13 protein-coding genes are annotated in these 12,832 nt (G+C 74.2%); 5 read left to right on the forward strand and 8 right to left on the reverse strand.

The window, feature by feature from the left end; all coding sequences use genetic code 11:
* Window positions 1-3 precede the first annotated feature (3 nt).
* Window positions 4-1,032, reverse strand: a complete 1,029-nt coding sequence (gene coxB, locus ABZ671_RS07365) for a cytochrome c oxidase subunit II (RefSeq protein ID WP_357852720.1) — start codon at window positions 1,030-1,032, stop codon at window positions 4-6.
* Window positions 1,033-1,170: 138 nt separating this feature from the next.
* On the opposite strand from coxB, the gene ccsA reads away from it, so the two are divergent.
* Genes ccsA through ABZ671_RS07390 form a run of 5 tightly spaced genes read left to right on the forward strand, consistent with a single transcriptional unit; the run spans window position 1,171 to window position 5,815 of the window.
* Window positions 1,171-1,926: a cytochrome c biogenesis protein CcsA gene (ccsA, locus tag ABZ671_RS07370; RefSeq protein WP_357852723.1), complete on the forward strand. Its 756-nt coding sequence runs from the start codon at window positions 1,171-1,173 to the stop codon at window positions 1,924-1,926.
* Complete coding sequence (locus ABZ671_RS07375; protein ID WP_357852726.1) at window positions 1,923-2,333, forward strand: cytochrome c maturation protein CcmE; 411 nt, start codon at window positions 1,923-1,925, stop codon at window positions 2,331-2,333. The genes ccsA and ABZ671_RS07375 overlap by 4 nt, the downstream gene beginning before the upstream one ends.
* A complete protein-coding gene (locus ABZ671_RS07380) occupies window positions 2,323-4,341 on the forward strand; it encodes a cytochrome c-type biogenesis CcmF C-terminal domain-containing protein (RefSeq protein ID WP_357852729.1) in 2,019 nt (672 codons plus the stop codon). Before ABZ671_RS07375 ends, ABZ671_RS07380 begins: the two co-directional genes overlap by 11 nt.
* Window positions 4,338-4,901: a TlpA disulfide reductase family protein gene (locus ABZ671_RS07385; protein WP_357852733.1), complete on the forward strand. Its 564-nt coding sequence runs from the start codon at window positions 4,338-4,340 to the stop codon at window positions 4,899-4,901. The genes ABZ671_RS07380 and ABZ671_RS07385 overlap by 4 nt, the downstream gene beginning before the upstream one ends.
* Entirely contained in the window at window positions 4,901-5,815 is a 915-nt protein-coding gene (locus ABZ671_RS07390) for a cytochrome c-type biogenesis protein (RefSeq protein WP_357852736.1), read from the forward strand. The genes ABZ671_RS07385 and ABZ671_RS07390 overlap by 1 nt, the downstream gene beginning before the upstream one ends.
* 12 nt (window positions 5,816-5,827) lie before the next feature.
* On the opposite strand, the gene ABZ671_RS07395 is transcribed toward ABZ671_RS07390, so the two are convergent.
* The 7 genes from ABZ671_RS07395 to ABZ671_RS07425 form a co-directional block, all read right to left on the reverse strand.
* Window positions 5,828-6,010 (reverse strand): hypothetical protein, encoded by a 183-nt coding sequence (locus ABZ671_RS07395; RefSeq protein WP_357852739.1) that lies wholly within the window; start codon window positions 6,008-6,010, stop codon window positions 5,828-5,830.
* A 103-nt stretch (window positions 6,011-6,113) separates the two neighbouring features.
* Complete coding sequence (locus tag ABZ671_RS07400; RefSeq protein WP_357852742.1) at window positions 6,114-6,560, reverse strand: phage holin family protein; 447 nt, start codon at window positions 6,558-6,560, stop codon at window positions 6,114-6,116.
* 35 nt (window positions 6,561-6,595) lie between these two features.
* On the reverse strand, window positions 6,596-8,092 hold the full coding sequence (gene mptB / locus ABZ671_RS07405; RefSeq protein WP_357852745.1) for a polyprenol phosphomannose-dependent alpha 1,6 mannosyltransferase MptB: 1,497 nt from the start codon (window positions 8,090-8,092) through the stop codon (window positions 6,596-6,598).
* A gap of 73 nt (window positions 8,093-8,165) precedes the next feature.
* Window positions 8,166-9,263, reverse strand: coding sequence for a hypothetical protein (locus tag ABZ671_RS07410; protein ID WP_357852748.1), 1,098 nt, complete (start codon window positions 9,261-9,263; stop codon window positions 8,166-8,168).
* A 224-nt stretch (window positions 9,264-9,487) separates the two neighbouring features.
* Window positions 9,488-9,667, reverse strand: coding sequence for a hypothetical protein (locus ABZ671_RS07415; protein WP_357852751.1), 180 nt, complete (start codon window positions 9,665-9,667; stop codon window positions 9,488-9,490).
* Between the two features lie 128 nt (window positions 9,668-9,795).
* Entirely contained in the window at window positions 9,796-10,995 is a 1,200-nt protein-coding gene (locus ABZ671_RS07420; RefSeq protein WP_357852755.1) for a peptidoglycan DD-metalloendopeptidase family protein, read from the reverse strand.
* Window positions 10,996-11,188: 193 nt separating this feature from the next.
* Complete coding sequence (locus tag ABZ671_RS07425; protein WP_357852758.1) at window positions 11,189-12,772, reverse strand: DHA2 family efflux MFS transporter permease subunit; 1,584 nt, start codon at window positions 12,770-12,772, stop codon at window positions 11,189-11,191.
* Window positions 12,773-12,832: the final 60 nt, after the last annotated feature.

Here is a 12,832-nt window from a genome sequence, read left to right on the forward strand (position 1 = left end):
GGCCTACTTCAGTGACCGCAGGTAGGCGATGAGGTCGGGCAGTTGGTCGGCGTTCACCGGCTGCGGCGGCATGTAGTTGCCGGGCTTGACGGTCTGCGAGTTGGCGATCCAGCCGCCCAGGTGGCCGGGATCGTTCGGCACGGCGCCCGCGCCAATGCTCCAGCGCGAGCCGACGTTCGACAGGTCCGGCCCGACCTTCCCCTGCGCGCCCGTGCCCCGGATCGAGTGACAGGCGGCGCAGGTGCCCTGCACGAACGCCTGCTGCCCACGGCGCTCGGCATCGGTCTGCGGGGCCCGAGCCGGCGCGTCCAGCCGGGCCACCCAGGCGTCGAAGTCCGCCCGGGACTCCGCCACCACCATGAACGCCATGTGCGCGTGCTGGGTGCCGCAATACTCCGCGCACTGACCGCGATAGCTGCCCGCCCGCTGAGCCTCCAGCCAGGTCTGGCGTTCCTCGCCGGCGATCAGATCCATCTTCGGCATCAGCTGCGGCACCCAGAAGCTGTGCAACACGTCATCGGTGCGCAGCCGCACCCGCACCCGCTCGCCGACCGGGATGTGCAGCTCGTTGGCGGTCGCCCCGGAGGCCCCCTGGTAGCGCACCTCCCACCACCACCGGTGGCCGATCACCTCGATGGTCGGCGCGTCGCGGCCCGGGCTCTTGCCGAGCGCGGCGAGGTCGCGCAGGCCGAACCCGTAGACGGTGACCAGGATGATGAAAGGCAGCCCGGCCCCGGCGACGGCGACGAACCGCATGGGCTGGCTGTGCCGCACCCGTACAGATCCGCGCCGGAACACCAGTGCCCAGGTCATCAGCGCCATGACCTCGACGAACACGGCCACCGCGATCCAGAACAGCAGCCACCACAGGCCGCTGATCCGGGTTGCCCCGGTGCCGCCCGGGTTCAGCGCCGACGGGGAGTCGCCGGCGCAGCCGGCGAGCAGGCACAGGCTCAGCAGCGCGGCGGCGACCGGACGCGGTCGCGTGCGCCGCCGGTTCGCGCTCGGGTTCGTATGCGCTGTCGGCTCCATCGAAACGGACAGTAGACCCGATTCAACCACCTACCCGCCTTTTGCAGAGATATAGGGCTAAAGCCGGGTTTGCACCTTATGGTGGAGCCCGCAGTTCCGCTCCTCCGGCAAGCGCCCCCGGGCGCGGACAGGGAGATCATGCAATCCACGGTGGACCTGGTCGCGGACACCGCCCGAGCCGCCGCCGCACGCCGTACGACCGCCTGGCTGGCCGGCGGGCTGAGCGCCGCCGCCACGGTCGCCGGCGGCTGGCTGGCACCCCCGGACGCGGTGCAGGGCCAGGCGCAACGGCTCATGTACCTGCACGTCCCCGCCGCATGGGTGGCGTACGTCGCGTTCGCGGTCGTGCTGGCCGCCGGCTGCGCGTACCTGATCGGGGGCGACCTGCGCTGGGATCGGTTCGCCCGGGCCGCCGCCGAGGTGGGGGTGGTGCTCACCGCCGTCGCCATCGGCACCGGGTCGCTCTGGGGGCGGCTGGTGTGGGGCACCTGGTGGGCGTGGGATCCCCGGCTGGTCAGCACCGCCCTGCTGCTGTTCGCGTACGCCGGTTACCTGGCCCTGCGCCGAACGGTGGGCGAGCGGACCGGGGCGCGCGACGGCGGCGACCACCGGGTGGCGCGGCCGGCGGCGGTGGTGGGCGCGGTGGGCTTCCTGCTCGTCCCAGTGGTGCACTTCTCGGTGCTCTGGTGGCGCTCGCTGCACCAGCAGGCGACCGTGCTCGCCCCGCAACGCCCGCCGATCGACGCGCGGATGGGCGCCGCGCTGCTGCTCGCGGTCGCCGCCGCCACGCTCGTCGCGTTCTGCGTCGTGCTGCAGCGGGTGGTCCGGCTGGAGCGGCGGCTGGCCGTCGACGCCTCCCCCGCCCCCGAGCGCGCGCCGGCGCGGGTCGGATGATCCGTCGCCGGGCGGGCCGGGCCGCCCTCGTCGCCGTGCTGCTCGCCGCCGGTGGGCTGCTGGTCGCCGGGGCCCTGCGGGACACCCTGACCTACTACCGCACCCCCGCCGAGGTGCTCGACGACCCGACCGCCGCCGGGCAGCGGATCCGCCTCGGCGGCGACGTGGTGCCCGGGTCGCTGCGCCACGACGGCGACCTGGTGGTGTTCCGCCTCGCGGCGGACGGCCATGAGATCACCGTACGGCAACGCGGCGTGCCGCCGGAGACGTTCCACGAGGGCCAGGGGGCGGTCGTCGAGGGCACCCTGGCGTCGGACGGGGTGTTCCACTCCGACCAGGTGCTGGTCCGGCACGGCAACGAGTACCGCCCCTCCCCCGGCCCGACAGGACCGGTCGATGCTCGGTGAGCTCGGCACCGCCAGCCTGGCCGCCGGCCTGGCCTGCGCCACCCTGACCGCCCTGCTCTGGCTGCGGGTGGCGCTGTTCGGCGCGCCCGCCCGGCCGGCCCGCCTCGGCGCCACGGCGACCCTGGCGGCGGCCGCCGCCTCCTGCGCGCTGCTGGAGACGGCCCTGCTCCGGCACGACTTCAGCGTTCGGTTCGTGGCCCAGAACGGCGGACGGCAGGTGCCGCTGTACTACGCGCTGACCAGCCTCTGGTCGGCACTGGACGGTTCCCTGCTGCTCTGGCTGCTGGTCCTCGGCGGCTACGCGGCGCTGCTGGCCCGGCGGCGGTATCCGCCCCGGCTGCACGCGTACGCGATGGCGGTGGTCAGCGGGGTCACCATGTTCTTCTTCGCGCTGTCCCGGTTCGCCGCGAACCCGTTCCGGCCGGTCGACCCGGTGCCCGCCGACGGTCCCGGACCGAACCCGCTGCTGCAACAGCATCCCGCGATGGGGGTGCACCCGCCCCTGCTCTACGCCGGCTACCTCGGCCTGGTCGTGCCGTTCGCCCTCGCGCTCGCCGCCCCGCTGGCCGGGCCGGAGGGTCGCGGCTGGCTCCGGCTGGCCCGCCCGTGGGCGCTGGCGGCCTGGGCGGCGCTGACCGCCGGCATCGGGCTGGGCGCCTGGTGGTCGTACGCGGTGCTGGGCTGGGGCGGCTACTGGGCGTGGGACCCGGTGGAGAACGCCTCCCTGCTGCCCTGGCTGACCGCCACCGCGTTCCTGCACACCGCCCTCGGGCGGGCGGCCGGGCGGACGGCCTGGAACACCACGCTGGCCACCGCGAGCTTCATCCTGGTGCTGGTCGGCACCTTCCTCACCCGCTCCGGCGCGGTGACCAGCGTGCACGCCTTCACCGACTCGCCGCTGGGACCGATGCTGCTCGGGTTCGTCCTGCTGACCGTCGTGGTGTCGACCGTGGCGACCGGACGGCGTACCGCCCGGCCGGCCCGCCGGGCCGCGCCGGTGCTGTCCCGGCCGACGGCCGTGCTGGTCAACGGGGTGCTGCTGGTGACCATCGCGGCGGTGGTGCTAATCGGCACGGTCTTCCCGCTGCTGTCCGCGCCGCTCGGCGTACGCGCCGCCGTTGGACCCGCCTACTACCAGCGCACCGCGGTGCCGCTGGCGATCGTGGTGCTGCTGCTCGCCGGGGTGGCGCCGGCGCTGCGCGACCGGGCACGGGGACCACGCCGGCTCGCCGTGCCCGGCGGCGCCGCGCTGGCCACGGTGGCCCTGGTGGGCCTGCTCAGCCGGCCGGGGCCGTCCGCGCTCACCGCGTTCGGCGCCGCCGCGTTCGTGCTCGCCGGCCTGGCCGGGCAGCTGGTCGACCGGCTGCGGGCCGGCAACCGGCTGGTCGGCGTCGCCGGACTCGTCGCGCACGCGGGGATCGCCCTGGTCGCGGTGGGCGTCGCCGGCTCCTCGGCGTACGGCCGGGACACCGAGGGAACCATCCACACCGGCGAGACCCTGCGGGTGGCCAGGGCGAGCGTACGGCTGGAGGGCGTGGACCGGGCCGCCGACGACGGTGGCATGACCGTACGCGCCCGGCTCCGACTCGCCGAGGCGGACGGCACGCCGCGGACGATCACTCCGGAGCTGCGCTACCACCCGGCGCGGGACGCGACGGTGACCGTGCCGGCGATCGACACCGGGCCGCTACGGGACACCTACGTCACCCTGATCGCGGTCGCCGCTGACAGCGGCAGCGCGACCGTACGGCTCGCGGTGAACCCGCTCGTCGGGCTGCTCTGGGCCGGCGGGGCACTCACCGCCACCGGCGGGCTCGTCGCGGCGGTCGGCGCCGCCCGCGCCCGGCGACGGCCAGCACACCCGGCCGCAGACCGGCGACGGCCTACCGAACCGGCCGCAGACCGGCCACCGCCGCCCGGGCCGGCCGGGCCGGCAGCCACGGTTAGCACCGGGCCGGCAGCCACGGTCGGCGACGGCGCCGCGGCGGGAGCGGGAGCCGCCGGATGAGCCGCCGGGCCTCGCGCATGGCGGCCGGGCTGCGCCCCGGGCCGGCGCTGGTGGTCGCCGTCACCGTCGCCGTCGGCACCCTGCTCGCCCTCGGCCTGCACGCATCGGGCACGTCGGCGACCACCGACAGCGGCCCGTCGACCCCGGCGCCCGCCCCCGCCCTGTCCGGCGACACGCTGGACGGCGGACGGTTCGACCTGACCACCGCCCGGGGGCAGGTGGTGCTGGTCAACGTCTTCGCCTCGTGGTGCGGCCCCTGCCGCGACGAACTGCCGCTACTGGTCGACGCCGAGCGCCGCTGGTCGCCGCACGGGCTGCGCCTGGTCGGGCTGAACGTCCGGGACGGCACCGAGGCCGTCCGGGCCCTGCTCGACGAGACCCGCGCGACCGGGCTGACCGTGCTGCCCGACCCGGACGGCACCCGGTCGGTCGAGTGGGGCGTACGGGGTGTGCCGGAGACGTTCGTGGTGGACCGGGACGGCCGGATCGTGGAGCGGCAGCGGGGCGTGGTGACGCAGGCCTGGCTGGAGCAGCGGGTGGCGCCGCTGCTGTCCGGCTGATGAGGTGGCGGGCGGCGCTGGTCGCGTTCGTACTCACCGCGCTGGCCGCCGGCGCCGCGGTGGGGCTGCTGCGCTCGGTCCGGGGCACCGGCGAAGAGGATCGGGTCCGTGCGGTGGCCGCCGGGCTGCGCTGCCCGGCCTGCCAGGGCGAGTCGGTGGCCGATTCCCGGTCGCCGATCGCGGCCGCGATGCGCCAGGTGGTGGCCGACCAGCTCGCCCAGGGGCGGAACCGGGCCGAGATCCGCCAGTGGTTCGTCCAGCGGTACGGGCCGGACGTGCTGGCCGAACCACCCGCCCACGGGGCGACCGTGCTGCTCTGGGCCGTGCCCGCGCTGACCCTGCTGGGTGCCGGCTACGCCGCCCTGCGTACGCTGCGCCCCCGCCGGGACTCGGCGCGTGGCGGCGCGGTTCGACCGGTGCCGGGTGGCACGGTTCGACCGGTGCCGGGTGGCACGGCCACCCGCCGGGCCTGGTGGGCGGGCGCGGCCGGGCTGGTGTCCCTGGTGGCCGCGGTCGCGATCGCCGCCGACCGCCTGGACCGGCCGGCGGAACAGTCCCCGGTCGACCCGGTCGCGGTCACCGTGCAACTGGCCCGCGACCTGGAGAGCCAGGACCGGTACGCGGCCGCGGCCCAGCTCTACCGGGACGCGCTGCAGGACCGGCCGGACGACACGATCCGGCTGCGGCTCGCCTTCGCCCTGCTCCGGGCCGGCGACGCCGCCGCCGCCGCACAGGCCGCGCGGGAGGTCCTCGCCCAGACGCCGACATCGCCGGACGGTCTGCTCGTGCTGGGGTTGGCGCAGCGCGGCCTGCATTCGGCGGAGGCGACGCCCACCTTGCGCCGGTTCCTGGCCGTCGCCCCGGAGCATCCGGCCGCCCCGGAGATCAGCCGGTTGCTGTCGGCCGGCTCCTGAGCGGGCCGACCGTCAGCCGCGCCGAGCGGATCGGGCCAGCAGGAAGCCGACGGCCAGGCCCGCCGCGACGGCGACGAGGGACCGGACGGTCACCACCGACCGGAGCTTGCTGAGCCCCTGGCGGGGGTCGACGACCGCCCCGGCGATGTCGCCGGCCGTACCCACCACCAGGTCACCGAGCCGATCCGTCTGCATTGTCCGCTGCCTTCCTCATCGGTTACCGGCCGCCGGTGTCCGTGGCCCGGCCGGCCCGCCGTCACACCGCCTCACGGCCCGGACGGTCATCGTGGGCGGCGGCTCAACGTCTGAGCCCGCTCCGCACGGCGGCGGACCCGGCCGGCACCACCCGCCCGGCGGTGGCGGAGACGGCGTCGCGGACCTCGTCGGCGAGCCGGGCGGAACCACCCCCCGCCGCCCGGAGCTGGTTCAACCCCAGCCGGCCCAGCACCAGCGCCGTCGCCAGGTAGCCGGCGGTGAGTCCGGCCGCCGCCAACCGACGCGGCAGGAACGCCTCCAGCATGCGCAGCACGGTCGTCGAAGCCGCCCCCGCGCCCAGCACCAGACAGCCGCCGGCGACGGCGACCAGGGCCACGCCGAGCCCGGCCGGCCGGGCGGCGTCCGCCAGCTGGCCGCGCACCGCACGGACCTCCGCCCGGACCACCTCGGCCACGTCCTCGGCCAGGCGATCGGTCGGACTGGCCGGCCGGCCCGACCCGGCGGCCTGATTCGCGACGGCGTCACCCATCGAGGCTTCCCCCTCCTCGTATGCTTCCCGGCTGGCTACCCCGGAACGGCCGTGGCATGCGTGCCGGTGGGGCGATTCCTCCTCCCTGGCCCACGCCGCCGGCCTGGTCTCCCGGCTGCGGCGACCAGCACCGCCGACGAGCCCAGCGCCGCGCCGAGGAACGCCGGCAGGCCGGGCTCCACGCCGCCGGGCAGCACCACCAGGACAAGGACGACCGAGCCGATGGCCATCGCCCGCCTCAGCGCGGCGCCCCTGGCGGCCGCCGCGAGTGGCACGAGCGCCCACAGCAGATACCACGGGTGCACCACCGGGCCGGCGAGGACCACCACCGCCAGGCAGAGGCCGAGCGCGGTCACCGGTCCGATCCGGGCCGCGCGCCGCCACAGGATCAGGCTGACCGCCGCGGCGACGACGAGGCCACCCAACCAGAAGGCGCGGACGGTGTGCTCGACCGTGAGGCCGCTCAGCCGGTGCAGCAGCGTCCCGGCCGCCCAGCCGGCGTCCGTGGTGACGGACATCCAGGTGTGGGCATGGGTGGGCGTGTCGAGTGCGCGTGCCCAGCCGAAGCCGCTCCTGGTCGCGGCGGCGGCGGCCAGGCCGGTGACGACGGTGACAACGACGGTGCGCTGGGCCGCTCGCAGCCGCCGGCGTCGGCCGGCCAGGTGCCGCGCCCAGATGGGGACGACGAAGGCGATCGCCATCGCCGCCGGAGCCTTGACGAGGGCGGCGAGCGTGATCACCACGATGCCGATCGCGGGTCGCCGCCGGAGCGCCAGGAGCAGCCCGACGCACATCAGGCCCAGCATCACCGCCTCGTTGTGGGCGTCGGCGATCAGGTGCAACAGCACGAGGGGATTGAGCACGCCCAGCCACAGCGCGGCCACCGGCCGCACCCCGCACAGGCCGGCCAGGCGGGGCACCGACCAGGCCAGCAGGCCCACGCCCAGCAGCGCCAACGCCCGCATGCCGATGACGCCGGCCCAGACGCCGCTGTCGGTCAGCGCGGTCACCGCCGCGGCGAGCCAGAGAAAGATCGGACCGTACGGCGCCGGGGTGTGCTGCCAGATGTCGGGCACGTTGACGGTGAGCGGGCCGCCCAGGGCGGACGGTCCCACCCGGTACGCGTCCAGGCCGGCCATCGTCATCGCGCCCTGTGCGAGGTAGCTGTGCACGTCACCGCTGAAGATGGGGGTGATGAGAGCGAACGGCATCGCCCACCACGCCGCCGTCACCATCAACTCCCGCAGGGTCGGGCCGTTGGCGGCGCGTACCGTGACGCCGACGCGCCACCAGGCCAGCAGGAGCAGCGCGAGGCCGACGTAGACCACGAACACCGACAGCGTCGTCGACGCTCGCAGGTCGTGCAGCAGCGGCAGGTCGATCGCGATCTCGCCGAGGGGCGTCACGCCGGACAGCAGCCCGCCCAGCGCGATCACGGCCGAACCGAGCATGCCGAGCAACCGGTAGCGGGGTACCGGCGACCGTGCGGGTGACGCCAGGCGAGCCGGTACGAGCGCATCACGCACAGCCATCAGTAATCATTCATCCGTCCGCGCGGGGCGTGTGGGGCGCGGATTCCCCGCGCACGGCCGGCCTAACCTCTGATCACCGCGTGGGTGGTTGGGGCCGGCGATCGGTCGGCCGCCGGGGCGCCAGGGGCTCGCTGGGGAAGTCCCGGTCGCCGCTCCACAGCCCCGGCACCGCGTCGGCGCTGTGAGCCAGCGCGTACGCGATGTTCTCGTAGTTGACCCGCCAGCCGCGAAAATCCGGCCACGACTGTTCGGCGGACCGTTCCAGGGGGAAGCCGGCCCGCTGCACATGCGCCACCGCCTCGGCGTACTCCTCGAAGGTGAGCCGCAGCGGGCCGTCCGGGCGGGGATCGGGATCGAACGGGATACGCACGACCCGGGCGATGTCGCGCAGCGCGGTGAAGCCCGAGCGCAGCATCAGCCGTGCGGCGGGCACGGTCGCCGCCGTCGGGGCCAGGGAGATGTGCATCGCGGCCGCGTCCATCACCGCGATCAGGGCGACGACCCAGCTGCGGTACGGGCGCGGCGAACGGAACGCGAGCAGCACCGGATAGTTGGTGTGGGTCTCGCCGATGTCCGCCGCCAGCCGCTCCCAGTCCTCGTACAGCCCCCGCAGCTCGTCGACGGTGCCGACGAGTGCCTGCCGGGCCAGCAGTTCCGGCCCCCACGCGGGCGGGGAAACCCGGGACTCCAGCAGGGTGACCTCCAGCTCCCGTCGGTTGTAGGCGCCGTACAGCGTCGGCAGGTACGCGATCTGCAGCGCGATGACCAGGGGTCCGCTCGCGGCGGCGACGAAGTCCAGCGCGTTGAGCCGGCTACGGACGCTGGACGCGAACCCGAGGGTGAACAGACTGGATCCGGCCTCCCGGAAGGAGTCCGCCCAGGACAGCCCGGAGAACGCGTACATGAGCAGCCCGTACCCGGCCAGTAGCCCGATCAGCCAGGACCACAGCATCGCGAGCAGCACGATCGGCGCCAACCAGGCGAGGAAGCGGTCCCGCGCCTCGTAGCCGCGCAGGGGCGCCGACACCCGCCGCAGCAACCATCGGGTCAGCCGCCAGAGCACCCGTACCAGGGCCGAGCCCAGCCCGCGCGTCACCACCAGGTTGCGCAGGACACTGCCCACCGTGATCACCAGCACGGCCAGGCCGGCAACGCCTGAGATCCACCGCATCAGGCGGCCCGAACGGGCCTACGCCCGGGTGGTCGCTGCGCGGCTGTCGTCACGACCGCCTCCGTGACATCGGGCTCCCCCTGGGACCTCGCTGGCTGGCGAGGCGGTGGGAACGGGGTCACTCTAACGACCTCAGGGGGCGTCGGGGGCGTGGATGACGGGCCAGCGTCGCGTCCGGGCCGCCGGCCGCCGCATGGCCACCACCCGCCCCGGCCGCCGGGGCGTCACTCGGCGGCGGCGCGGAGCAGCTCGGCCACGCGGGCGTGCGGCAGCCCGGGTACGCGGTGCCCGTCCCGCCCGGTCATATCCCTACCCGCGACGAGCGCGTTGACGACGGCCCACGGTTTCCGACCCCTCGGCCGGCGGGGATCCGGCGGGACCCGGAGCGGCCGGCGGAGGTGCAACCGGCGTCAGTGTACGAACGGTTCGGGGAGCGCCGGGCGGAGGCGACGAGGCTCCCCGTCCGGGACGGTCATCGGCGACCGCCGCTGCGCCGGGAGTCTCGCGCCGTGCCGACACGCGGGCCGGTCGCTCAGCACCAGCCGTTGATCGTGCCGGCCGAGCCGGTCCACATGAAGGCGTCGCTGACCCAGGTGCCGTCGGTCAGCTTGTTCCACAGCGCGGTGGTGCCCCACCGGCCGCTGTGCGAGGTGCCGTTGGCTGAGCAGGCCACCGTCACCGTGGCGCCGTCGGCGATCGAGCCGGCGACCGCGTACCCGGTGCCGGGGCCGGTGCGCCGGTTGACCGTGCCGCCGCCGTTGGCGTCAATGATCCCCTGGTTCAGCCCGAGCGCGCCGTGGTTGTAGAGCGCCCCACCGACGTTCACCTGCGCCGAGCCGTGCAGCGCGTAGCCCTGGTAGGTCCCGCCGCCACCCATCACGACCCATTTGCCGAGGTTGTGCCCGACCATCGGCACGTACGCGTCGTTCTGCCGGAGGGCGAAGTGCACGTGCCGGCCGCTGGCCGCGCCGCCGCAGGTGACGTCGGTGCCGGTGTCGCCGAGGTAGGCGCCCTCGCCCACGCTCGCCCCGTTGACGCTGATGTTGTTCCACAGGTGGTAGTAGTCGGTGGCGTAGCCACGGTCGTGGTACACCCGAATCCAGCCCCGGCACATGGTGTACGCGGTGCCGCCGCGCGCCGCGAGGACCCGCTGGTCCCCGCCGGCGAGGTCGATCGAGCTCCACGGCGTTTCGCTGCCGCCCCAGCCGTGCGGCCCGCCGGTGAAGTACCAGGACTGGCCCAGCGCGTACGGCAGGCGCATGCCGGTGCGGTAGTCGCCCCCGGCGTACATCGGGTGGACATCGGTGAACAGGCCACGTTCCCTCGACGACACCACGGTGGCCGGCGCGCGGTCGGCGAGGGTGCCGAAGCCGGCCTCACCGTCGAAGGCGACCTGCCAGCTGGCGCGTTCCCGGTGTGCCAGGAACACCCAGCCCGCCGGGTAGGCGCCCTCCTGGTGCGGGGCGACGATGACGGCCGTCCCGAACGCCCACGCCTGACCCTGGCGGCGGGTGACGGTGACCCGGGTGTCGTCGGCGCCGGCGGACCGCAGTCCCGCGTCGCTGGCGTTCGCCGCATGGTCGAGCAGCCGGGCGGTCACCGCCGCCGTGGCGCCGCCGTCCGCCGGTGCGGCCGCACCGGGGGCGGCACCGGCGGCGGCGGGGACGGCGATAACGATCCCTGCGGCCAGCGCGGCGACGCCGACCCGACCTCGAGTGAGACTTCTGAACACACGCACCTCCGGATATGGCTATGCATCATTGCAACCGAGGTGTGGGAACAGTACCGACAGCATCGAGATTTGTCTATTGAAGAACTGATCACGCCAACGGCTCGGGGGCGACGATCCGAAGATCGCCGCCCCCGAGGGATGTCCGGGACGAGGGTCGGGCCGCCAGGGCGCACCTGACGGCCCGACCGGCAACTCAGTGGATGGCCACGGGGGTCGGCGGCTGCTCCCCCTGCTGGCCGTCGAGCAGGTCGGACGGCTTACTCCGGCGCGGCAGGAACGCGGCCGGGATGAACGTGACCAGCACGAGCACGAAGGCCACCAGGAACACCCCGGCGAAGGAGTTGGCCGCGAAGTCGAGGCCGCGATCGATGAGCGCCTGCGGCACCGGGAACTGCTGGGTGAGTTCCGGCTGCTGCTGAGCCGCGATCGCCAGCCCCGCCTCGGTGACCGGCTTGCCACTCGGATCGGTCACGCCGGGAATCAGCTGGGAGCCGTTCAGCTTGCTGGTGAGCAGCACCGACATCACCGCGGCGCCGACCGAACCGCCGATCTGTTGGAGGATGTTGACCAGCGTGGAGCCGCGGGCCACCTCCTGCGCATGCAGGGTCTTCAGCGCCGAGGTCATGATCGGCATCATCGTGGCACCCATGCCCAGGCCCATCACGAACAGCGAGCCGCAGAGCAGCCAGTATGAGGTGTGCGCGTCGAGCTGGGTGAAGGTGAAGAACCCGGCGGCGATGAGCACCAGCGCGAACGGCACCGTCCGGCCGACCGGCACCCGGTCGGCCAGCATCCCGGCGATCGGCATGGTGAGCATCGCGCCGATGCCCTGCGGTGCCATCAGCAGGCCCGCGGTCATCGTCGACTCGCCGCGAACCTGCAGGAAGTAGCTCGGGAACAGCAGGCCGGCACCCATGAACGCGACGATGAACACGACCAGGGTGATCGTCGCGATGGTCAGGTTGCGGTTGGCGAACAGCCGCAGGTCGACCAGCGGGTGCCGGGGCCGGAACGAGTAGAGGACGAAGCTCACCACGAGCGCGCCGCCGACCAGCATGGGCAGCCACACCTTGGTCTCGGCGATCGTACCGGCCTCGGGCAGCGACGAGATGCCGTAGAGGAACAGGGCCAGCCCCGGCGAGAGCATCAGCATGCCGAGGAAGTCGAACGACTCCGACGGCTCGGGGTTGTCCTTCGGCAGCGCCAGCAGGGCGTAGCCGAGCGCGATGACGCCGATCGGCAGGTTGATCAGGAAGATCCAGTGCCAGCTCGCCGTGTCGATCAGCCAGCCGCCGAGGATCGGACCGCAGATCGGCCCGAGCAGCATCGGGATGCCGAGCACGGCCATCAGCCGGCCGATCCGCTGCGGACCGGCCGCCCGGGTCATGATCGTCATGCCCAGGGGCATGAGCATGCCGCCACCGAGGCCCTGCAGGACGCGGAAGGCGATCAACTCACCGATCGTGTCGGCGGTGGCGCACAGCCCGGACCCGATGGTGAACAGCGCCAGGGCGGTCATGTAGAGGCGCTTGGTGCCGAACCGGTCCGCCGCCCAACCGCTCAGCGGAATCACCGTGGCCAGCGCGAGGGTGTAACCGGTCATCGTCCAGGCCACCCGGGCGTAGGACGCGTCGAACTCCTGCATGAACTTCGGCAGCGCGACGCTGACGACCGTCACGTCGAGGATCGACATGATCGCGCCGAGCACGACCACTCCCGCCACCTTGAGCACCGCGGCGTCGAGCTTGTTCGATGTCGCGACAGGTTGCTGGGTCACAAAAGGTCTCCTGAAATCCGTTGGCTGCGGGGGCCGGTGGCGGCACCACGCGTGTCACGC

The sequence above is a fragment of the Micromonospora sp. NPDC006766 genome, from assembly GCF_040636055.1.
Lineage (GTDB): Bacteria > Actinomycetota > Actinomycetes > Mycobacteriales > Micromonosporaceae > Micromonospora.